Consider the following 19,636-nt stretch of genomic DNA (forward strand, 5'->3'; position numbering starts at 1 on the left):
CAGGGCAAGTTCGCCGGCATCGATGTCGTTGACGATGAGCTCGATGCCGTTGCGGGCGGCCTCTTCCTGCGTGAAGAGCGGATCGCGACCGCCCCCGATCTCGCAGACGCTGTGCAGGCCGAACTGGTGCGCCAGTCCGAGGATGGTCGCCTCATAGTGATCCCAGGCCCATTGCGAATGCCAGTCGGGCCTGACCTCATCGAAGAAGCCCGAGAGCGAGCTGGCCGGCCGCGCCGTCGTCTGGCGGCCCGGCCCGGCACCCGTGATCGCAAGGCTCGCCATGGACATGCTCACTTCCGCCTCTGAATGCCCCCCGTCCCCGGCGACAATGGCCGCGCCGCAAGCGCACCGCAACGACAGGATGAATCAACGGTTAACGAGGCGAAGCCCGTGTCGGTGGTCGTCGCGATGGCCGCAATGATTAGACTGTTCATGATTGCATCGAAGCGCATTGCATCTGCCGCGCCTCGCCACTATAAGCCGAGCCGTCGGAGCGTAGCGCAGCCCGGTTAGCGCACTTGTCTGGGGGACAAGGGGTCGGAGGTTCGAATCCTCTCGCTCCGACCATAAAATCCAAGAAAATCAATGGCTTGACAGCCACCCATTTTCTGACGCCGAAGAACAAATCGGTACCAATAGGGACGGAATCGGTCAGAGCGGGATAAAAAGTCCCAACAGAATCCCGACAGATGCTCGCCTGACGTTCTGCGCGCCCTCTCCCCCGAGGGCTGGCCGTGGGTGAGCGGGCGACGAAGCCGCTCGGCGGCAAAGCGTACGGATCGATCGGTCATCTGCCCCAGTCGAGGCTGGGGCCGGGGGGCTGGCACGTCCACGAAGGGCAAGCGCGCATCTGCCTCGAAAAGCCCCGCAAGGGGGATCGCGTCATCGTCTGCGAGAAGCTGGACGGTGCGTGCATGACCGTCGCCAACATCGACGGGCGTATCATCGGCGTGCCCCGCTCAAACGCAGGGCGCCGAACAGACGGACGCGCCGAAATCGAAAGGTCGAGAGCCGCTGCGCTCCTTCGCCAAGCGATGCGACGCCGAGTTCACGGTCGGCGAGGTCTACAACCGGAACGCTCGACAGGGCCGCCCTTGCCTCCGGAATCGCTTCAAGCCCTCGAAAACGGCCAACCATGCTGCGCAGACAGGCAACTCTCGCCCCAAATGGGAGGTGCTCCGGACTCTGAATTCCGCTTCCGTCGGGGCATTCGGGTGAGGGCCTCATGCTCGATCGGGACGAAGACGCGGCGACGGCCACCGGCATCGCCGTGCCGCACTGGCTGCTGTCGGCGATCAACGGGGTCGCGGCGCTGATCTTCCTGCTCGTGATCTGACTTTTTTTGAAATTCACGCGCCTTTGCAGCCGCTTCCCCCAAATGGGGGGTGCAGGAGTCCCCGGACTGGGGCGACGATCGAGTTGCGGCTCCAGGTAACTCGGTCATGAAACACACACAGCAGATGTCGCTTATCGCGCGACGCGCCCAGATTCGCCGCGCGGCCGCCCATCGGAAGGACTCCTCCTCGACCCAACCTATCGGCAGACCCGCCCTGCGCCTGGTGATCTCGGGCGGTGAAGACGTCGACCGGGATCAGCAAGCCGATCATCGCGAGCCGGCCTCGCACGTCGAGTAGCCGCCCGCGCTTCCGATCCTGAACCGCGCATTCAGCCCATAGTCATCTGCAATGGCCCTTGATGCCGCCGCGGCACACCTGTTGCCGCCGCGGCAACAATGAGCACGGATGGTATCGCGTTGAGACAAGACGGGTTTCATTGTGGGGATTGCGGTTCGCCGGGCGTGTCGATTCCGCACGCGCTCAGCGATGCGAGCGTCGTCTCCTGCGCCAATTGCGGCTTGAGCCTCGGCTCCTGGGCCGAGTATCGCCACCGGGTCGACCAGGCCCTGATGGCCGAGCAGGTCCGCAAGTCTCGCCGCGTCATCGTCGCCGACCCGGTCGGGAGCGTGCTGGCGGGAGCTTAGAGGCCCCTAATCGAACGGCTCCGGACGCCTTTGCCGCAGCTTGGCGCACATATCGATCATTGCAAGCAGAGTTGTCCACGATTCTGAATCTTCAGCCGGCTTGCCAGATGCCTCGTCTGGTCTCACGATCACCTGACGTAGCGTCGATTGGGAGGTCGGGGATGCGTGCTCTGTCGCGTTCGGTAGATATTCCGATTTCAAGTCACCGCGCCGTTCTATTGCGCGTGCTTGTGCTTCTGGCCATCACGATGGCCGTCCTGACGCCTCTGATCGACTAGCAGCGCAGCGGCACCGCAGAGTTTCTCCGCGATGCCGCCATCGATCAATTATGCGCCAGCCAGTCCTTGATCAGGCCGATATCGGCCTGCCCGAGGCCGTGTCCTGCCGGCAGCACGCGATGCTCGACGACAGCGCCGCTCTCACCCAGCTGCCGTACCAGCGTCTCGGCATTGGCCTTCGGCACGATCGGATCGAGCGCGCCCGACAGGATCAGGATCGGCTTGCCCGTCAAATCGGCGCGCGGCGGCTCCACGAAGGGCACCATCGCGCGCAGAAGCGTAGCGCCAGCCAGGATATCGGGCCGCTGCATCAGCATTGCCGCCGCGATATTGGCGCCGTTGGAGAAGCCGAGCGCGATCGGAGCCGGCAAGCCATAGCGCCGCCGCGCCCACAGCACGAACTCCGCCAGCTCATCCGTGCGACGCCTGAGATCGGCTTCGTCGAAGACGCCTTCGGCCAGGCGGCGAAAGAAGCGCGGCGCCGAACCTTCCAGAACCTTGCCGCGCGGCGAGAGCAGGCACGCGCCCGGCGCGACGGTGCGCCCCAGCGAGAGGAGGTCGCGCTCGTCCCCCCCGGTCCCGTGCAGCAGCAGCAGCGGCCGGCGAGCCGGGTTGCTGCCGGGCTCGAAGACATGGACGAAATCGGTGTCGGCGGGCGCGGCGGTCATGGTCGTCTCCCTCGAACAAGCGGAAGCACCCTGCCCCTTGCGATAAGCAGGCAAGGCATCGTGGTATCGCTCCGCCGCCCGCCTCGATGGCGGGCGGCGTGTCTCGTCAGCCGAGGTCGGGCAGGACCGCCTCGATCTCCTTGCGATGCGCCTCGTATTGCGGCGGCAGCTTCAGCGAACGGCCGAGTTCGGCCGCAGGCTCGTCGACCGCGAAGCCGGGGATGTCGGTCGCGATCTCGAACAGGACATGGCCGGGCTCACGGAAATAGACCGAGCGGAAATAGTTGCGGTCGCGCTGCTCCGTGGGGCTGATGCCATGGTTCTGAACAAGACGGCGCACCATCTCCTCCTGCGCGGCGTCATCGGCCGCCCGGAAGGCGATATGGTGGACCGAGCCCGCGCCCTGCCGGGCCGGCAGGAAGCCGCCGGCAACACGCAGGTCGATGACACCGCCGACCGCCGTGCCCTTCGCGGCATAGCGGATCAACGCGCCCTCGCGGCCGATCTCCGCGAAGCCGAAGACGTCGCTCAGGATGGCACCCGTCGACGCGGCATCGGCCAGCAGCAGGCTGACGCTGTGGAAGCCGCGCAGCGCATGCTCGGCGGGGATGCCGCCCTCGGCCCAGGCCGGTTCCTTCTCGACTCCCGGCAGGCCGACGAGGGCGAGCCTCATGCCGTCCGGATCGCGGAAGCTCAGCACGGTCTCGCCGAAGCGCTTGACCGGCACCTCATGCGGCACGCCCTGTTCGACGAAGCGATGCGCCCAGAACCCGATCGAACCTTCCGGAACCCGGAAAACCGTCTCCTGCGTCTCGCCGATGCCGAGGCGGCCGGGAGCGGCATGCTCCCAGGGGAAGAAGGTCAGGATCGAGCCGGGCGCGGCGTCCACATCGCCGAAATAGAGGTGGTAGGTGCCGGGATCGTCGAAATTGACCGTCTTCTTGACGAGGCGCAGGCCGAGCACGCGGGCATAGAAGTCGAGGTTGCGGCGCGCCGGGCCGGAGATGGCGGTGACATGGTGAAGGCCGTTGATCTGCATGGCGAAGGTCCTCCGTTGTCTTGATCATGATGAGCGGTCATCCGCCCTGTTGGCCGGAAGATCGGTACGAAAGCGGCCGAACGCCAGAGGCATTTCATTGCATCTACGCAATGTCTCGATCGTCAATTGACAATTTGATTTGCGATAGAAGCTGCTCGATCTTCTGCCCCGAGACCAACCGGTCCCGTTTCAGGAGACGTCCCATGATCGACAATCGCTTCGCCCCTTACGGCGCTCTCGGCCTGCGCATCGCGCTCGGCGTGATGTTCATCGCCCATGCCTATCTCAAGCTCGTCATCTTCACGCCTGCCGGCTTCACCGGCTTCCTCGGGCAGGTCGGATTGCCTGGCTTCCTCGCCTGGCCGATCATGCTGGCCGAGCTTCTCGGCGGCCTCGCCATCCTCGTCGGCTTCTATGGCCGCTATGTCTCGCTGGCGCTGATCCCGATCCTGCTCGGAGCACTCTCGGTCCACGCCGGCAACGGCTGGGTCTTCAACGCACCGAACGGCGGTTGGGAATATCCCGCCTTCCTTGCACTGACCGCCTTCGCGCATGTGTTGATCGGCGACGGTGCGTTCGCGGTCACCGGCTCGCGCTCCCCGGCCGCCGCCAAGCCGGCGCTGGCGTGACGCGAACCCGCCTTGAAGGGGCGCCCGCCTTGGCCGAGACTGAGCGGATGAATCAAGCCGCGAAGCCTCTGGCCTGGGACGATTTCCGCCTGATCAAGGCGATCGCCGACAAACGGGCGCTGCCGGCCGCCGCGGCAGCGCTCGGCGTCAATCACTCGACGGTGTTCCGCCGCCTCGGCCAGATCGAGGAGGCGCTCGGCACCCGCCTGTTCGAGCGCCATCGCAGCGGCTATGTCGCGACGCCGGCCGGCGAGGAGATGATCCAGCTCGCCGCCCGGGTCGACGACGACATCACCGCCTTCGCCCGCAAGCTCGCCGGGCAGGAGATCAAGCCGGCGGGCGAATTGCGCGTGGCCACCAACGACTCGCTGCTGGTCGACCTGCTGACGCCGCTTTTCGCGCGGTTCCTCGTGCAATGCCCGGACATCCGGCTCGATATCCTGATCGGCAACCAGGCGGCCAATCTCTCTAAGCGTGACGCCGATGTCGCGATCCGCGCCACCGACAACCCGCCGGAGGCGCTTGTCGGCCGCAAGCCCGCCCGGATCGCCTGGGCGCTCTATGGCCGCGCCGCCGATTTCCCCGAGGCCGAGCCGCCGTCCCGTGAAAGCCTGTGGGAGCGCAGCTGGGTCTCGCTTGGCGACCAGTTCACCATGCTGAGCGCGGTGCGCTATCTCGCCCGCCATGTCGCGCCGGAGCGCGTCGTCTACCGGCTCAACACCGTGCTCGGCCTCGCCGAGGCGGTCGAGGCCGGGATCGGCGTCGGCTTCCTGCCCTGCTTCATCGGCGACACGCGCCCCACCCTCAGGCGGCTCAGCGATCCCGATCCCGACCTTGCCGCCGATCTCTGGCTGCTGACCCACCCGGATATGCGCCACACGCCCCGCGTCAGGCTCTTCCTCGACTTCCTGGCGGTCGAGCTCGGGCGGTTGAAACCGCTGGTCGAGGGAGATCGCCCCATCGGCAGGAGCGCGGAGGCGGAGATTTCCTCGGCAGATTCCGCGCTCGCCTAGGTGGCTGAGCGGTCTTCCAAATCACGCCGTCATCCCGGGCTTGGCCCGGGATCCATCCTAGAGCGCAGAGCCTTACGATCGATCCCGAATCGGCGCCGCTGCGCAGCTTGTCTGGGATGACGGTGAGGTCCCCTCGGAGGACGACGAGCCCACCAGCGATTGCAGCCTTCTGGTTCGGCAGGCTAGGCTGGCGCCATGGAGATCATCGTTCCCCTGATCATCGGCCTCAGCCTGATCTGGCTGATCGGTCGCGGCGTACCCTGGAACGCCAAGCTCATGACCGTCGTGGTCACGCTGGCGATCATCGTCCTGATCGTGATGCTGGAGCGCGGCGGCTACTGGCCGGAATCCTGGCGCCGCAGCTGAGTCTCCGCTTTCACGCCGAGACGAGCTTGAGCCCGACGATGCCAGCAACGATCAACCCGATGCAGGCCAATCGCAGGGCGCCCGCAGGCTCGCCCAGCAACGCGATACCGAGGATCGCGGTGCCGATCGTGCCGATGCCGGTCCACACCGCATAGGCCGTTCCGACCGGCAGCGATTTCAAGGCAAGGCCGAGCAGGCCCAGGCTGACGACCATGCTGATGCCGGTGAACAGCGTCGGGACGAGCCGGGTGAAGCCTTGCGTATATTTCAGGCCGATGGCCCAGCCGACCTCGAACAAACCCGCGACGAACAAATAGAGCCAAGCCATGCCGGCGCTCCTGAGAGAGCGCGGGGGTTCGCGCCTCATAAGTCTGAGATCGCTTTCGGCGCCCACGAAGCTATGTGGCGGCATTGAGACATCAAGGTTGCGAATCTGGCGCGCATGCAAGTTGTACACAGCTCGCGCGCATGCTCGCCTTGCCCTTTCGCCACGAGAGAATCTAGCTGGTTCTCGGGAAAAGGGGCGTAACATGCTGATAATTCGAGTTCTTGGCGCGGTCGCACTGGCTGCGGCGCTGGGTGGGTGCGCGACCGTCACGCGCGGAACGACCAATCAAATCTCCATCAGCAGTGAACCGGGAGGCGCCGAAGCCCGTTCGTCGCTGGGGCACGCCTGCACCGCCACACCCTGCACCTGGGAAGTCAGCCGCAGGTCGGAATTTGTCGTCACCTTCTCGAAAGAGGGCTACGCCGATATGCAGGTGCCCGTTTCGACGCGCATCGCGGGAGCCGGGGCTGCCGGGTTCGCCGGAAACATCCTGATCGGTGGGCTCGTCGGGATGGGCGTCGATGCCGCCACCGGCTCGACTCTCGAGCATTTCCCGAATCCGGTGCTCGCCAGCCTCGTGCCGCTCAAGAAGGCCGGCTCGCACGGGCGCGGAAAACACAAGCCCGGCGTCCGCCGCGGGCCGGCTCCGCGCATCGCAACGGATGAAGCACCGCAGAGCTGACCGCCAGCACACGTCCCGACGCGGACAAAAGGGTCAGCCCCGACTATGGCGCGGAGCGCGGCCGCACCGCTGCGTTCCGTCAGGCCGCGTCGGGCGCCGGCTGCAAAGCCTGCTCGAGGATGCGCCGGCACTCGCCGAGCTCCTTCATCACCGCCGTCAGGATGGAGACGTCGTCGAGCCCTTCGGGGACGGGCTGCCGGTAAGGTTGCTGCCGCTCAGCAGTGCCGTCGGCGACGTCATTGGGCACAGGCGCCGCGCCACCGGGCATCGACGCAGCGGTAGCGCCGCTCATGGCAGCGATCGGCGCGCCGCGCCCGATCGCCTGGACGTGGCGCGGGCCCTGCTCCTTCAGGATGCGCTGGAGGCCCTTGATCGTATAGCCTTCGCCGTAGAGCAGGCGCCGGATACCCTTGAGCAGGGCAACGTCGTCTGGCCGGTAGTAGCGGCGTCCGCCGCCACGTTTCAGCGGCTTGATCTGGTTGAAACGAGTCTCCCAGAATCGCAGCACATGCTGGGGTATGTCGAGGTCTTCGGCGACCTCGCTGATGGTTCGGAAGGCATCTGGGCTCTTGGTGTCCAATTCGGCCTCGGTATCGCCGGCGTGGAACTCCAGGTTCACTCAGTCTCACCCTCACCCGTCTGCCCGTTGATGCGGGCCTTCATCACGTTCGAGGGTTTGAACACCATCACGCGACGCGGCTCGATGGGCACCTCAACGCCAGTTTTGGGATTACGCCCGATTCGCTCGCCTTTGTCTCGTACGACGAAAGAACCGAACGAAGACAGCTTCACATTTTCGCCGCGCGCGACCGCGTCGCAGATCTCGTCGAGCACTGCCTCGACGAGTTTCGACGACTCCGTCCGCGACAAGCCGATCTTCTGGTAGACAGCCTCGCACAGATCCGCGCGAGTGACCGTTTGCCCCGCCATTCATATCCTCCAAGGCGTATTGCAGGCAGCGGCGGAAAACCGCCGGCCTTTCGCCATTACGGACGGCGGACGCTAGGCTCCCCCGTCGCGTGGGTCAATCCTCAAGCACGGCCAATATGCCGCCTCAGGCCGGATTTGACCCGAAATAGCGATGTTTCATGACAATTTTCGGGAATTCTCTACCGCAACGTCACCAGCGAATCAGGGCCGAGCCCCAGGTGAAGCCGCCGCCCATCGCCTCGACCAGGACGAGCTGCCCCGGCTTGATGCGGCCATCGGCGTGAGCCTCGGCCAGAGCGAGGGGAATCGAAGCCGCTGAGGTGTTGCCATGGCGGTCGACGGTGACGACGACATGGTCATGGCTGATGCCGAGCTTGTCGGCGGTGGCATCGATGATGCGGCGGTTGGCCTGGTGCGGCACGAACCAGTCGATATCGGCGCCCGACAGGCCGGTCTGCTCGAAGGTGTGGCGCACGGTTTCGGCCAGATTGGTCACGGCGTGGCGGAAGACCTCCTTGCCCTCCATGCGCAGGAAACCGACCGTCTTGGTCGAGCCGGCGCCGCCATCGACATAGAGCTTGTCCTTGTAGCGGCCGTCCGAGCGGATATGGGTGGTGAGGATGCCGCGATCGGCGAGCGTGCCCTCGCCCGGCACCGCCTTCAGCACCACGGCGCCGGCGCCGTCGCCGAACAGCACGCAGGTGGCGCGGTCCTCCCAGTCGAGAATGCGCGAGAAGGTCTCGGCGCCGATCACGAGGGCCGCGCGGGCGCCGCCCGTGGTCAGGAACTTGTCCGCCGTCGCCAGCGCGAAGACGAAGCCGGAACAGACCGCCTGCATGTCGAAGGCCGCGCCGCCGTTGATGCCGAGAGCCGCCTGGATCTGCGTCGCGGTCGCCGGAAAGGTGTGGTCCGGCGTCGCGGTCGCAACGATGATCAGGTCGATCTCGGAGGGGTCGATGCCGGCATCAGTGATCGCCGCCTGCGCCGCCTTGAGGCCGACGACCGAGGTCGGCTCGTCATCGGCCGCGATATGCCGCTGGCGGATGCCCGTGCGCTGAACGATCCATTCGTCGCTCGTATCGACGCGCGCGGCGAGTTCGGCATTGGTGACGATGCGCGCGGGCAGATAGGAGCCGCAGCCGACGACTTGAGAACGCAGGATGGACAAGGAGGTTGTTCCTTACTCGGTCTCGGCGGGCTGCGCAGCCGTCAAATCCGGGCGCGTGCTCGCGGCGACCATTTCGCGGACCTTCGCCATCAGGTCCTCGCGTGCCATTTCATAGCCCAATTCGGCCGCACTGGCGAAGCCAATCGCATCCGTGCCGCCATGGCTCTTGACGACGATGCCCTCCAGACCGAGGAAGACGCCGCCGTTCGACTTGCGCGGATCGAGCTTGTCCTTCAGCGCCGCGAAGGCGCCGCGGGCGAAAAGGTAGCCGATCTTCGCCATCAGCGAACGGCTGATCGCCGCGCGCAGATAGTCGGTGACCTGACGCGCCGTGCCCTCGGCGGTCTTCAGCGCGATATTGCCGGTGAAGCCCTCGGTGACCACGACGTCGACCGTGCCCTTGCCGAGATCGTCGCCCTCGACGAAGCCGTGATAGGACAAATGCGGCAGGTTGCTCTCGCGCAGGATGCGCCCGGCTTCCTTGACAGCCTCGACGCCCTTGATCTCCTCGACGCCGACATTGAGCAGGCCGACCGTCGGCCGGTCGAGATCGAGCACGACGCGGGCCATGGCCGCGCCCATCACCGCGAGGTCGACGAGATGACGCGCATCGGCGCCGATGGTGGCGCCGAGATCGAGCACGATGCTCTCGCCGCGCGCCGTCGGCCACAGGCCGGCGAGCGCCGGTCGGTCGACCTGCGGCATCGACTTCAGGCAGAATTTCGACATCGCCATCAGCGCGCCGGTATTGCCGGCCGAGACGGTGACATCCGCCTCCCCCGTCTTGGTCGCGTCGATCGCGCGCCACATCGAGGACTTGTAGCGGCCATAGCGCAGGGCCTGGCTCGGCTTGTCGTCCATCTTCACCGAGACCTCGGTGTGGTGGAAGGCCGTGACCGCCTTGAGCTTCGGATGCTGGTCGATCAGCGGCAGAACCTGCTTCTCGTCGCCGAAGATGACGAAGCGGGCATCCGGGCGGCGCTCAAGCATCAGGGCTGCGCCGGGAATGACGACGGAAGGGCCGTGATCCCCGCCCATCGCATCGAGCGCAATTGTAACCGGTCTTGTCATGGAATTCTGGCGTGTCCCGGGAATGGCCGACCTTCGATCCGGGACGGCTCAATGCCGGCCGGACAATAGCGACTTGGGCCAATGCCGCAAGCAGCGCAAGGGCCGCAGAGCGCTTCAGTCACCGCGTTTCAACTTTGCAAGCGCCGCGAAGGGCGATTCCGTGCCGGTGTCGCCTGCCGACGCCTCGAAACTGACACCGGGCTTGCGTGGATAAGGATCGAGCGCCAGCGCCAGGAACTCGAGCGTGATGCCGCCCAGATCGATGACGCCGTCGACGATCGGCTCGGGGGGGTCATCCTCGTTCAGCAGTACCTCGATATCGATCTCGGCATCGTCGCGGTCGTTGCGCCGGGCGAAGGCCGCGACATCCTCCTCCGGAGCGAAGTCGAGCTGGACCGGCACGTCGAGTTGGACCGGAAACGGATCGAGCGTCACGACGCAGGCCTGATGCAACCGGGCCGTGATGCGGCCGTCGAGCTTCGCACGCTCGCCGTTGCGCGTCAGGGTATAGCGCGCTTCCAGCGCCTCGATGGAGACGAGGCCGAGCAGCGTCGCGATGGCCGGCAATTGCTCCGACTCCGCCCGGATCACGACCTCGGTGCCGCGGGGGCGGATCGCCTCGACGCGGATCGGATGCCTGAGCGGCAAAGCCGGCGGATGATCATGCGTCATGGGCAGCCTCCCGGACCGTGAAGACGGGGAAGAGTTCTTCCCGGTTCATGATGCCGTCGAGATCGGCAGTGGCGAGCGCGTCCTGCGCAGCCCGGACATAAGCCGCCAGCGCAGGCGCCGCCTCCGGCTCGCAGGCATTGCGCCCCAGCGTCTCGACCAATGCGTCGAGGTCGGGCGCCGCCAGCGCGGCCTCATAGGCCTGCACGCGACCATAGAACATCTGCCCGATCTTCTTCATCTTCTTGGGCACGGCGATGTCGCTGATTCCGCCATTGCGAAAGCCGAGCTCGAGATAGGCGAAGCAGGCATCGACCAGTTCCTGCGCCAATTCGGCGGCCGGCGGCGGCAACTCGCGCAAGCGGCGCAACACCAGCAGGACATGCAAGGTCAGCGATTCGAAGCGCCCCTCGAAGCTGTCGGGAATACCGCCCTCGATATAGAGCGCAGGCAGCCGCGAGGCCTCCGCGACCCGCCCGAACAGCGTGTCCACAGGAGAGCGCCGATTGCTGCGCTTGCCGAACAACCCGAAAATCAACTGTTTGCTCCCGCCCGCAACTGCCCGGGGCGTCCTCGCCTTGCCAAAGCCATCCTCGGGCGTTACGCCAACCCTTACCCTTTTGACAAGCGGCTTGGGATCGTCCCCGGCCGTGCTCGCCTTCGGATCGTGCCCGCATGACGCAGATCACCCGCCGCACGGCTCTGCTCGGAGCCCTCGCGACCACCTCTCTTGTGCTTGCCGGCTGCGGTCCCGATGTCGGCGGCTTCGTGCTGCCAACCTCCGCCGGCATCAACGAGGAATTCAAGCGCGGCTTCGTGATGGACGAGGCGCTGATCGCGCAGGTCAAGGTCGGAATGGACGTGCAGGCGGTGCTGACGACGCTCGGTACTCCCTCGACCACCTCGACGGTCGGCAACCGCACCTTCTACTATATCAGCCAGACGATGCGCCGCCGGTTCCAGTTCCAGGACCCCGCCATCATCGACCAGCAGGTGCTGGTGGTCTATTTCAACAAGGGTTTCAAGGTCGAGCGCATCGCCCATTACGGCCTGCAGGACGGCGTGATCTTCGACTTCATCAGCCGCACCACGCCTTCGGGCGGCGAGGAGCAGAGCTTCCTGCGCAATCTCTTCCGCGGCGTCACCAAGTTCAACCCGCTCGGCTCGTAAGCCGGCGCGACGCCTATCGGAAAACGACAAACCCCGCGGCACCGCCGCGGGGTTTTGCTTTTGCAGGCCTGCTCACGCTCCGCTTGCAGCGGTCTTCCGCTCCGGAATGGTCATCGCCAGGACACCCAGCACGACCAGCGCCAGCCCGCCCCAGGCGGTCGGCTGCAAGCGCTCCCCCAGGAAGACGAAGCCGATCGCGACGCCGACCGGCACACGCAGATAGGACACCGCCGTCGTCCCGACCGAGCCAAGCGTGCGGATGAGGCGGAAATAGATGGCGAAAGCGAGCGCCGTCGAGAAGACCGCGAGAGCCAGCAGCGCCAGCACGGATTGCTGCGAAGGCGCCAGCGTCCAGGGCCTGTCGACGACGAGCGCGGCCGGAATCAGCAGTGCCGTGCCGGTCAGCATCGAACCGGCGGCCGGCAGCAGCGGGTCCATGCCGGTGAAATGCCGACCGAACAGGGCCGCGCAGGCATAGGCGATCGTCGCGGCGACGATGGCAAGCTGCGGAACCGCCTGCGAACCCAGTCCCGAGAAGGCATCGACGCCGACGATCAGGCTGATGCCGGCAACGCCGGCCGCGACGCCGAGGCCCTTGCGCCAGTCTGGCCGCCGTCCGGGCATCAATGCCAGCGAGATCAGGAAGACGAAGACCGGCGTGGTGCCGTTGAGGATCGATGCGAGACCGGCGTCGACGCTGCGCTCGGCCCAGGCGATCAGCGTGAAGGGCACGACGCTGTTCAGCAGGGCTTGCGTGAGAAAGCGCCTCCAGGCCAGGAGATCCCGCGGCAGGCGCAAGCCGCGCCAGCGAATGACCGCGAGCAGGATCAACCCGGCGATGAGGGTGCGCGCCGCGATCAGGGTCAATGGCGGGATCGTCTCCACGCCGAGCTTGATAAAAGTGTAGGAGCCGCCCCAGAGCGTGGCGAGCCCCAGCAGCAGGGCGATTTCGGTCAGGCGGCTCGGGGTTGCCGATGCGGTGTCGAGCGTTTGCGTGGACATGGTGCCTCCTTGGTCGGCGGGACCATGCCAGCACTTTCGGCTGACGGCATGCGGCAACACTACGTTCCCGGCCGTAGCTTGCGAACTTGATTCAACAGCTTGCCGGCTTGATTCAAATCGTAGGCGCAAGCCATTGCTTGAAAAGAAGAACCCGCGGCTTTCGCCGCGGGTTCTCAAGCATTTCAACAGCGCCTGCGATCAGGAATGCGCCAGGATCGCCAGCAGCAGCAGGGCGATGATGTTGGTGATCTTGATCGCCGGGTTCACGGCGGGGCCCGCCGTGTCCTTGTAGGGGTCGCCGACGGTGTCGCCGGTCACCGAGGCCTTGTGCGCGTCGGAGCCCTTGAGATGGCGCACGCCGTCCTTATCGACGAAGCCGTCCTCGAAGCTCTTCTTGGCATTGTCCCAGGCGCCGCCGCCCGAGGTCATCGAGATCGCGACGAAGATGCCGGTGACGATAACACCCATCAGCATGGCACCGACCGCTGCGAAGGCGTTGTTCTTGCCGGCAATCCAGTAGATCACGAAATAGGTCACGATCGGCGCCAGCACCGGCAGCAGCGAGGGCACGACCATTTCCTTGATCGCGGCGCGGGTCAGCATGTCGACGGCACGGCCGTAATCGGGCCGGTCCTTGCCTTCCATGATGCCCGGCTTCTCCTTGAACTGGCGCCGGACCTCCTCGACGACGGAGCCCGCCGCGCGGCCCACCGCCGTCATGCCCATGCCACCGAAGAGGAAGGGGATGAGGCCGCCGAGCAGCAGGCCGACGACGACGTAAGGGTTGGACAGCGAGAAATCGAGCGTGACGCCCTTGAAGTACTGGAACGCCGTGGAGCCGGCCTTGTTGGCTTCGGAGATGAAGAAATTCAGGTCCGAGGTATAGGCGGCGAAGAGCACGAGCGCGCCGAGACCGGCCGAGCCGATCGCGTAGCCCTTGGTAACCGCCTTGGTGGTGTTGCCGACCGCATCGAGCGCGTCGGTGGAGCTGCGCACTTCCTTGGGCAGACCCGCCATCTCGGCGATGCCGCCGGCATTGTCGGTGACCGGGCCGAAGGCATCGAGCGCCACGACGACGCCGGCCAGCGCCAGCATGGCGGTGGTGGCGATGGCGATGCCGAACAGGCCGGCGAGACTATAGGAAGCGATGATGCCGGCGATGATGACGATCGTCGGCAGCGCCGTCGATTCCAGGGATACCGCGAGGCCCTGGATGACGTTGGTGCCGTGGCCGGTCACCGAAGCCTGGGCGATCGAGACCACCGGGCGCTTGCCGGTGCCGGTATAGTATTCGGTGATGATGACGATGCAGAGCGTGACGGCGAGACCGACCAGCGCACAGGCAAAGAGCCCGCCCGAGGTGAAGCTGACGCCCTGCACCGTCTTGAAGGCGGCGGAGAAGCCGCCGAACATCGCGTAATTGACGGCGGCGATAGCGCCGATCGAGAGCACGCCGGCCGCGATGAAGCCCTTGTAGAGCGCACCCATGATCGACTGGTTGGCGCCGAGCTTCACGAAGAAGGTGCCGATGATCGAGGTGACGATACAGGCCGCGCCGATCGCCATCGGGTAGAGCATCATCGTGCCGAGCACGGGCTGGCCGGCGAAGAAGATCGCGGCGAGCACCATGGTCGCGACCAGCGTCACCGCATAGGTCTCGAACAGGTCGGCGGCCATGCCGGCGCAGTCGCCGACATTGTCGCCCACGTTATCGGCGATGGTCGCCGGGTTGCGCGGATCGTCCTCGGGGATGCCGGCCTCGACCTTGCCGACGAGATCGGCGCCCACATCGGCGCCCTTGGTGAAGATACCGCCGCCAAGACGGGCGAAGATCGAGATCAGCGAAGCGCCGAAGCCGAGCGCCACCAGCGAATCGATCACCGTGCGGCTGGAGGCCTCGAAGCCGAGGAAGGAGGTCAGGACCCCGTAATAGACGGCGACACCAAGCAGCGCGAGACCGGCGACGAGCATGCCCGTGACGGCGCCCGCCTTGAAGGCGACGTCAAGGCCCTCGCCCAGCGACTGCATCGCGGCTTGGGCCGTGCGGACATTGGCGCGCACCGAGACGTTCATGCCGATGAAGCCGGCCATGCCCGAAAGCACTGCGCCGATCAGGAAGCCGATCGCCACCCATTTGCCGAGCAGCCAGGCGAGCACGACGAAAAGCACGACGCCGACCATGGAAATGGTCATGTACTGACGCTTGAGATAGGCCTGCGCGCCTTCGGCGACCGCACCGGAAATCTCCTGCATGCGCTGGTTGCCGGCATCGCGCTTCATCACATCGCCATAGGCCCAGACGCCGTAGGCTATGGAAAGCGCACTCAATATGATGATGAGAAGCAGAGCTGACATTCGATTTCCTGACCCTAGAGCTTGCAGTCGGCGGGAGCGCTGTCGCTCCTCATTGTTGCAGCATTGGACGTCAGGCAGCGAAAAAACGGGCCCTAAAGACTCGAGGCCCGCTCCGCGTCGCCAGTGTCAGGCGAATTTGTGGCAAGTTTCAGCGAGGAGCGCAAACGCCCCGGCTTACAAATTTGGTCGAATGTCAGACAGATCTACGAAAGCTCAGAGCGCGAGATCGCGATTGACGTTCTTGTAGAGCAGGTAGCAGGCATCGCCATAGCCTGTCGGATAGAATTGCTGCGGGCAAAAACCGCCCATCCAGATGAAGTCCCGCTCCCAGATCTCGTGCCAGTCGGCGCCGAGCAGATAGAGCCCCTGCCCTTCCAGCATGTACAGCCCGTGCTCCATGACATGGGTCTCGACGGCCGGGAAGCAGACACCCGGCTTGAACCACATCAGGTTCATCTCGAAATCGAAGCGCATGTCGCCATAAGGCAGCAGGAACTGGAAGCCGCGCCCCTCCATGCCGGTATGATTGGTCATCGGCACGGCGTCGCGATGCGAGACGAACGGCTCCGGCACAGCCAGGCCGGGCGCAGCCTCGTAACGTTTGCGCAAGGCGAGCACGCGGATGCCTTTCGCCGATTCGTTGCGCAGGGTGAAAGCCGTGGCCGGCGGCAGATAGGCGAAGCCTCCCGCCTTGAGTTCCTGCACAGCGCCGCCGCTGATCGCGATCTGTACCTCGCCGGAGAGGACGTAGAAGAAATGCTGGATGCCGCCCTCGCTGAAGGCAGCCGGCGTGCCGCCGCCGGGCGCGATCTCGAGCACGTACTGGGCGAAGGCCGCGCCCATGACTGGCCCCGTGAGGATACGCGCGATCGTGTCCCGGTATTGCGGCAGGCGGCTGACCAGCACGCCCTCGGGCGGCATGAAGGCGTAGTTGGAGCAGACGACACCACGATTATGCCCGATGGCGCCGGGCGGAACGCGGCCGGTCGCAGGCGGGAAGGCGCGGTTGTTCATGGCTTCGCTCCGATTCCGAGTCTGCCGGGCGCCGGCCTCAGGCCGTAGCTGGCCGCTGGAAGCGCTGCCATGCCACCAGCATCAGGGCAATCGCGACCGGCGGGAAGACCAGCCAGTTCACGGCATTCCAGCCGCCATGGCTGAGCAGGCCGCCCGACGAGAAGGAGGCGATGGCGACCGAACCGAAGACCAGGAAATCGTTGGCGGCCTGCACCTTCACCCGCTCCTCCGGCCGGTAGCAGTCGGTCACCAGGGCAGTCGCGCCGATGAAGCCGAAATTCCAGCCGAGCCCAAGCAGGATCAGGGCCAGCCAGAAATGGCCGACGCTGAGGCCGGTCAGACCAACGACGGCGGCCAGCGCCGTGAGGCCGAGCCCGACCGCGGTGACCGTGCCCTTGCCGAAACGAGAGATCAACCGACCGGTGAAGAAGCTCGGCCCGAACATCGCGAGCACATGCCACTGGATGCCGAGCGTCGCGTCGCCGACCGAATGGCCACAGGCGACCATCGCCATCGGCGCAGCCGTCATGACGAAGCTCATCAGGCCATAGGCGACGAGCGAAGCCGTGACCGAAGCGATGAACTTGGGCTGGCGCATGATGACCCCGAGCGGCCGCCCGCCGCCTGAACGGACGGCCGAGACCGGCGGCGCACGCAGGCGGGAGACGATCAGGATCGCGATCAGCGCGAGCATGCCCTGGGCGACGAAGCTGGCGGCAAAGGGCGCAGCCGGCGTCAGGTCGCGCGTCCAGTAGACCGATTGCGGGCCGATGACGCCCGCAGCGAGGCCGCCGATCATCACCCAGGAAATCGCACGGGGCCTGAAATCATTGGTCGCCGTATCGGCGGCGGCGAAGCGGTAGCTCTGGACGAAGGAGCCGTAGAGCCCGCAGACGAAAGTGCCCAGGCAGAACAGCCAGAACAGGCGAAGTGAAACGCCGCCGGCCGCAAGGCTCGCGCCCGTCGCGCCGACGAGCGCTCCGATCAGGTAGCCGCTGCGCCGCCCCAGCCGGCGCATGATCATCGCGGCCGGGATGACGCCCGAGGCGATGCCGAGCTGGAGCAGACTGACCGGCACGGTCGCGAAAGCCTGGTCGGAGACGAGTTGGGCGCCGACGATGCCGCCGAGCGAGACGATGATAGCCGGATTGGCGCCGCCGAGCGCCTGCGCGCCAGCGAGGACCAGCGCATTGCGCTTTGCGAGCCTGTCGCCGTCGATAGCCGAGAAATGCTGGTTCATCACAAAGCGCCTCGCGGTCGCCGCGATGCGCCGCTGTCAGAAATGAGAGAAGGAGCCTTGCGCGAAGCTGCGCGCCTCACCCTTCCCGCGATAAGTCACCACGCCGGCCTCATCCGAGATCCGCCCGATCGGGACCAGCGAAAGCATCGTTCCTTCTGCAGCCGCGATCAGAGCAGGATATTCCCTTTCCGAGGCCGTGCAGAGAATTTCGTAGTCGTCTCCGCCGGTCCAGGCCAGTTCCGCCAACGCGGGAACAGCCATGATCGCGGCGCGGGCCGGGCCCGAAAGCGGGATGGCATCGAGATCGATCTCGGCGCCGACGCCGGAGGCTTTCAGAAGCTTGGCAAGATCGCCGACAAGCCCGTCGGAGACGTCCATCGCCGCCGAGGCATGGCGCTGCAGCGCTTCGGCGAGCGCATGGCGCGGCTGCGGATGCAGGTAGCGATCGGCAAGGAAGGCGCGATCCTCGGCGCTGAGCGCAGCGACCCAGTCCGGCTTGTCCGGGCCATGGACCTTGAGGCCGAGCGCGCCGTCGCCGATGCTGCCGGAGACGAGCACGACGTCGCCCGGCTTCGCGCCGGAACGCCGGACCATCCGCCCGGCCGGGACCGTGCCGAAGGCGGTGATCGAGAGGGAGAGCGGCCCCAAGGTCGAGACGGTGTCGCCGCCGATCAGCGGACAGCCGGCTGCTTCGGCCATGCGCGCAAGGCCGGCCGCGAAACCGGCGAGCCAAGGTTCGGTCCAGCCGCGCGGCAGGGCAAGCGTCAGGACGAAGCCTTCGGGTTTCGCGCCCTTGGCGGCGAGATCGGAGAGGTTGACGGCCAGCGCCTTCCAGCCGATCGCATCAGGCGGATCGTCGGGGAAGAAATGGACGCCCGCGACGAGGGCGTCCGCCGTGACCACGACCTCATAGCCACGGCCCGGCCGCAGCAGCCCGGCATCGTCGAGAAGGCCAAGCCCGCCCGGCCCGGCGATCGGCGCGAAATAGCGGGCGATCAGCTCGAATTCGCCGGGGCGGGTCGGTTCGGTCATCAGGCGCTGGCTGGATCGAACTCGTCGGTGCGGAAGTCGCGGGCCATGCGATCGAGCACGGCGTTGACCATGCCGATCTCGTCGCCCTCGTAGAAGGCGCGGGCGACCGCGACATATTCGGAGATCACGGCGCGGGCCGGCACGTCCTTGCGGAAGGCGAGTTCATAGGCGCCGGCGCGCAGGATCGCACGCACTACGGCCTCGACCCGCTTCAGCGGCCAGTCCTTGGCCAGCAATTCGTCGACGGTGCGGTCGACAAGACGCTGCTCGCGGACGACGCCACTGAGAATATCGCGGAAGAAGGCGATCTCCGCCGCCGGCAGTTCGATCTCCTCGACCTCCTTGCCGATCCAGAAATGTTCGAACTCGGCCATCGCCTCGACGACGCCACGGCCGCCGATTTCCATCTCGTAGAGCGCCTGCACGACCGAGAGCCGCGCGCCGCGCCGCTTCTCGGCGCGGCTCATTGTGACGACTCCGCCAGGGAGCGCTTGTAGCGCAGAACCGCGAGCGCGGCTTCGGCAGCGCCACCGCCCTTGTTCATGTCCGCGCGGTTGGCGCGGGCCCAGGCCTGCGCCTCGTTCTCGACGGTGAGGATGCCGTTGCCGAGCGGCAGGGCAAAGGCAACCGAGAGATCCATCAGCGCGCGCGAGCTTTCGCCGGCGACGATATCGTAATGGCCGGTCTCGCCGCGGATGACGGTGCCGAGCGCAACGACGGCCTCATAGGGGTCGACGGCCTCGTCGGCGGCGCGCAGACCGATGACGATCGCCGAGGGAATTTCGAGCGCTCCGGGAACGGTGACGACATCGACGCGGCAGCCGGCTTCTTCCAGTGCGGCGGTCGCGCCCGCCAGCAATTCATCGGCGTACTTGTCGTAGAAGCGTGCCTCGACCACGAGGACGCGGGCGCCGTCGATCTCGACGGCAGGAGTTGCGGCCTTTTCGGCCGAGGTCTGCCGGGGTCCGGCCATTTCTTTTGTCCTTCTTGGAATGTGATCG

At 66.1% G+C, this 19,636-nt stretch carries 23 protein-coding genes, 1 tRNA gene and 1 pseudogene; 8 read left to right on the top strand and 17 right to left on the bottom strand.

Features of this window, described 5'->3' with window-relative positions; all coding sequences use genetic code 11:
• Positions 1-288 (bottom strand): annotated as a pseudogene (locus tag Q0Q02_RS07715) (hypothetical protein); the annotation flags it as partial.
• Between the two features lie 201 nt (positions 289-489).
• Between Q0Q02_RS07715 and Q0Q02_RS07720 the strand changes: the two are divergent.
• The 3 genes from Q0Q02_RS07720 to Q0Q02_RS07730 all read left to right on the top strand — a co-directional run bounded on the left by Q0Q02_RS07720 (position 490) and on the right by Q0Q02_RS07730 (position 1,981).
• Positions 490-567, top strand: a tRNA-Pro gene (locus Q0Q02_RS07720).
• A gap of 875 nt (positions 568-1,442) precedes the next feature.
• A complete protein-coding gene (locus Q0Q02_RS07725) occupies positions 1,443-1,634 on the top strand; it encodes a hypothetical protein (protein WP_293808289.1) in 192 nt (63 codons plus the stop codon).
• 164 nt (positions 1,635-1,798) lie between these two features.
• The gene (locus tag Q0Q02_RS07730) at positions 1,799-1,981 is read left to right on the top strand and encodes a hypothetical protein (RefSeq protein ID WP_293808291.1); all 183 of its coding nucleotides are present in this window, start codon (positions 1,799-1,801) and stop codon (positions 1,979-1,981) included.
• A gap of 322 nt (positions 1,982-2,303) precedes the next feature.
• Here Q0Q02_RS07730 and Q0Q02_RS07735 read toward each other — a convergent pair whose 3' ends face one another.
• Entirely contained in the window at positions 2,304-2,927 is a 624-nt protein-coding gene (locus Q0Q02_RS07735) for an alpha/beta hydrolase (RefSeq protein WP_293808292.1), read from the bottom strand.
• Positions 2,928-3,033: 106 nt separating this feature from the next.
• Complete coding sequence (locus tag Q0Q02_RS07740) at positions 3,034-3,966, bottom strand: ring-cleaving dioxygenase (RefSeq protein WP_293808294.1); 933 nt, start codon at positions 3,964-3,966, stop codon at positions 3,034-3,036.
• Positions 3,967-4,169: 203 nt separating this feature from the next.
• Here Q0Q02_RS07740 and Q0Q02_RS07745 point away from each other — a divergent pair, with 203 nt between their 5' ends.
• The 3 genes from Q0Q02_RS07745 (at position 4,170) to Q0Q02_RS07755 (ending at position 5,974) form a co-directional block, all read left to right on the top strand.
• Positions 4,170-4,595 (top strand): DoxX family protein, encoded by a 426-nt coding sequence (locus Q0Q02_RS07745; protein ID WP_293808295.1) that lies wholly within the window; start codon positions 4,170-4,172, stop codon positions 4,593-4,595.
• Positions 4,596-4,642: 47 nt separating this feature from the next.
• On the top strand, positions 4,643-5,608 hold the full coding sequence (locus tag Q0Q02_RS07750) for a LysR family transcriptional regulator (protein ID WP_293808297.1): 966 nt from the start codon (positions 4,643-4,645) through the stop codon (positions 5,606-5,608).
• A 195-nt stretch (positions 5,609-5,803) separates the two neighbouring features.
• Positions 5,804-5,974 carry a hypothetical protein gene (locus Q0Q02_RS07755; protein ID WP_293808299.1) on the top strand — a complete coding sequence of 57 codons (171 nt, stop codon included), beginning with the start codon at positions 5,804-5,806 and terminating at the stop codon, positions 5,972-5,974.
• A 10-nt stretch (positions 5,975-5,984) separates the two neighbouring features.
• On the opposite strand, the gene sugE is transcribed toward Q0Q02_RS07755, so the two are convergent.
• On the bottom strand, positions 5,985-6,302 hold the full coding sequence (gene sugE / locus Q0Q02_RS07760) for a quaternary ammonium compound efflux SMR transporter SugE (RefSeq protein ID WP_265058878.1): 318 nt from the start codon (positions 6,300-6,302) through the stop codon (positions 5,985-5,987).
• A 202-nt stretch (positions 6,303-6,504) separates the two neighbouring features.
• Between sugE and Q0Q02_RS07765 the strand changes: the two genes are divergently transcribed.
• A complete protein-coding gene (locus Q0Q02_RS07765) occupies positions 6,505-6,984 on the top strand; it encodes a translation initiation factor 2 (protein WP_293808301.1) in 480 nt (159 codons plus the stop codon).
• A gap of 79 nt (positions 6,985-7,063) precedes the next feature.
• On the opposite strand, the gene Q0Q02_RS07770 is transcribed toward Q0Q02_RS07765, so the two are convergent.
• The 6 genes from Q0Q02_RS07770 to Q0Q02_RS07795 form a co-directional block, all read right to left on the bottom strand.
• Positions 7,064-7,603: a MerR family transcriptional regulator gene (locus Q0Q02_RS07770; RefSeq protein WP_293808302.1), complete on the bottom strand. Its 540-nt coding sequence runs from the start codon at positions 7,601-7,603 to the stop codon at positions 7,064-7,066.
• Positions 7,600-7,914, bottom strand: coding sequence for an integration host factor subunit alpha (locus Q0Q02_RS07775; protein WP_047573001.1), 315 nt, complete (start codon positions 7,912-7,914; stop codon positions 7,600-7,602). The genes Q0Q02_RS07770 and Q0Q02_RS07775 overlap by 4 nt, the downstream gene beginning before the upstream one ends.
• Positions 7,915-8,104: 190 nt before the next feature.
• Positions 8,105-9,082 (bottom strand): beta-ketoacyl-ACP synthase III, encoded by a 978-nt coding sequence (locus Q0Q02_RS07780; RefSeq protein ID WP_293808303.1) that lies wholly within the window; start codon positions 9,080-9,082, stop codon positions 8,105-8,107.
• A 12-nt stretch (positions 9,083-9,094) separates the two neighbouring features.
• Positions 9,095-10,153, bottom strand: a complete 1,059-nt coding sequence (gene plsX, locus Q0Q02_RS07785) for a phosphate acyltransferase PlsX (protein ID WP_293808304.1) — start codon at positions 10,151-10,153, stop codon at positions 9,095-9,097.
• Positions 10,154-10,267: 114 nt separating this feature from the next.
• Complete coding sequence (locus Q0Q02_RS07790) at positions 10,268-10,825, bottom strand: DUF177 domain-containing protein (RefSeq protein ID WP_293808305.1); 558 nt, start codon at positions 10,823-10,825, stop codon at positions 10,268-10,270.
• Complete coding sequence (locus Q0Q02_RS07795; protein WP_293808307.1) at positions 10,815-11,360, bottom strand: ubiquinol-cytochrome C chaperone family protein; 546 nt, start codon at positions 11,358-11,360, stop codon at positions 10,815-10,817. Before Q0Q02_RS07795 ends, Q0Q02_RS07790 begins: the two co-directional genes overlap by 11 nt.
• 137 nt (positions 11,361-11,497) lie before the next feature.
• Here Q0Q02_RS07795 and Q0Q02_RS07800 point away from each other — a divergent pair, with 137 nt between their 5' ends.
• Entirely contained in the window at positions 11,498-11,992 is a 495-nt protein-coding gene (locus tag Q0Q02_RS07800; protein ID WP_293808308.1) for an outer membrane protein assembly factor BamE, read from the top strand.
• Between the two features lie 72 nt (positions 11,993-12,064).
• Here Q0Q02_RS07800 and Q0Q02_RS07805 read toward each other — a convergent pair whose 3' ends face one another.
• The 7 genes from Q0Q02_RS07805 to ribH form a co-directional block, all read right to left on the bottom strand.
• Positions 12,065-12,994: an EamA family transporter gene (locus tag Q0Q02_RS07805; protein ID WP_293808309.1), complete on the bottom strand. Its 930-nt coding sequence runs from the start codon at positions 12,992-12,994 to the stop codon at positions 12,065-12,067.
• Positions 12,995-13,192: 198 nt separating this feature from the next.
• Positions 13,193-15,349 (bottom strand): sodium-translocating pyrophosphatase, encoded by a 2,157-nt coding sequence (locus Q0Q02_RS07810; protein ID WP_293808310.1) that lies wholly within the window; start codon positions 15,347-15,349, stop codon positions 13,193-13,195.
• Positions 15,350-15,562: 213 nt separating this feature from the next.
• Positions 15,563-16,363 (bottom strand): (S)-ureidoglycine aminohydrolase, encoded by an 801-nt coding sequence (allE, locus tag Q0Q02_RS07815; protein ID WP_293808311.1) that lies wholly within the window; start codon positions 16,361-16,363, stop codon positions 15,563-15,565.
• A 37-nt stretch (positions 16,364-16,400) separates the two neighbouring features.
• Positions 16,401-17,603, bottom strand: a complete 1,203-nt coding sequence (locus Q0Q02_RS07820) for an MFS transporter (protein WP_293808312.1) — start codon at positions 17,601-17,603, stop codon at positions 16,401-16,403.
• A 36-nt stretch (positions 17,604-17,639) separates the two neighbouring features.
• Positions 17,640-18,635 (bottom strand): thiamine-phosphate kinase, encoded by a 996-nt coding sequence (thiL, locus tag Q0Q02_RS07825; RefSeq protein ID WP_293808313.1) that lies wholly within the window; start codon positions 18,633-18,635, stop codon positions 17,640-17,642.
• The gene (gene nusB / locus Q0Q02_RS07830) at positions 18,635-19,102 is read right to left on the bottom strand and encodes a transcription antitermination factor NusB (protein ID WP_293808314.1); all 468 of its coding nucleotides are present in this window, start codon (positions 19,100-19,102) and stop codon (positions 18,635-18,637) included. The genes thiL and nusB overlap by 1 nt, the downstream gene beginning before the upstream one ends.
• Entirely contained in the window at positions 19,099-19,608 is a 510-nt protein-coding gene (gene ribH / locus Q0Q02_RS07835) for a 6,7-dimethyl-8-ribityllumazine synthase (RefSeq protein WP_293808315.1), read from the bottom strand. The genes nusB and ribH overlap by 4 nt, the downstream gene beginning before the upstream one ends.
• Positions 19,609-19,636 lie beyond the last annotated feature (28 nt).

This window comes from uncultured Allobosea sp. (assembly GCF_945956895.1).
Taxonomy (GTDB): Bacteria; Pseudomonadota; Alphaproteobacteria; order Rhizobiales; family Beijerinckiaceae; genus Allobosea.

Coding starts and splice junctions, on each gene's coding strand:
- nusB (WP_293808314.1), bottom strand. CDS start 19,102: ATGAGCCGCGCCGAGAAGCGGCGCGGCGCGCGGCTCTCGGTCGTGCAG.
- allE (WP_293808311.1), bottom strand. CDS start 16,363: ATGAACAACCGCGCCTTCCCGCCTGCGACCGGCCGCGTTCCGCCCGGC.
- Q0Q02_RS07775 (WP_047573001.1), bottom strand. CDS start 7,914: ATGGCGGGGCAAACGGTCACTCGCGCGGATCTGTGCGAGGCTGTCTAC.
- Q0Q02_RS07725 (WP_293808289.1), top strand. CDS start 1,443: ATGAAACACACACAGCAGATGTCGCTTATCGCGCGACGCGCCCAGATT.
- Q0Q02_RS07810 (WP_293808310.1), bottom strand. CDS start 15,349: ATGTCAGCTCTGCTTCTCATCATCATATTGAGTGCGCTTTCCATAGCC.
- thiL (WP_293808313.1), bottom strand. CDS start 18,635: ATGACCGAACCGACCCGCCCCGGCGAATTCGAGCTGATCGCCCGCTAT.
- Q0Q02_RS07820 (WP_293808312.1), bottom strand. CDS start 17,603: ATGAACCAGCATTTCTCGGCTATCGACGGCGACAGGCTCGCAAAGCGC.
- Q0Q02_RS07765 (WP_293808301.1), top strand. CDS start 6,505: ATGCTGATAATTCGAGTTCTTGGCGCGGTCGCACTGGCTGCGGCGCTG.
- Q0Q02_RS07735 (WP_293808292.1), bottom strand. CDS start 2,927: ATGACCGCCGCGCCCGCCGACACCGATTTCGTCCATGTCTTCGAGCCC.
- Q0Q02_RS07800 (WP_293808308.1), top strand. CDS start 11,498: ATGACGCAGATCACCCGCCGCACGGCTCTGCTCGGAGCCCTCGCGACC.
- Q0Q02_RS07755 (WP_293808299.1), top strand. CDS start 5,804: ATGGAGATCATCGTTCCCCTGATCATCGGCCTCAGCCTGATCTGGCTG.
- ribH (WP_293808315.1), bottom strand. CDS start 19,608: ATGGCCGGACCCCGGCAGACCTCGGCCGAAAAGGCCGCAACTCCTGCC.
- Q0Q02_RS07740 (WP_293808294.1), bottom strand. CDS start 3,966: ATGCAGATCAACGGCCTTCACCATGTCACCGCCATCTCCGGCCCGGCG.
- plsX (WP_293808304.1), bottom strand. CDS start 10,153: ATGACAAGACCGGTTACAATTGCGCTCGATGCGATGGGCGGGGATCAC.
- Q0Q02_RS07805 (WP_293808309.1), bottom strand. CDS start 12,994: ATGTCCACGCAAACGCTCGACACCGCATCGGCAACCCCGAGCCGCCTG.
- sugE (WP_265058878.1), bottom strand. CDS start 6,302: ATGGCTTGGCTCTATTTGTTCGTCGCGGGTTTGTTCGAGGTCGGCTGG.
- Q0Q02_RS07750 (WP_293808297.1), top strand. CDS start 4,643: ATGAATCAAGCCGCGAAGCCTCTGGCCTGGGACGATTTCCGCCTGATC.
- Q0Q02_RS07790 (WP_293808305.1), bottom strand. CDS start 10,825: ATGACGCATGATCATCCGCCGGCTTTGCCGCTCAGGCATCCGATCCGC.
- Q0Q02_RS07745 (WP_293808295.1), top strand. CDS start 4,170: ATGATCGACAATCGCTTCGCCCCTTACGGCGCTCTCGGCCTGCGCATC.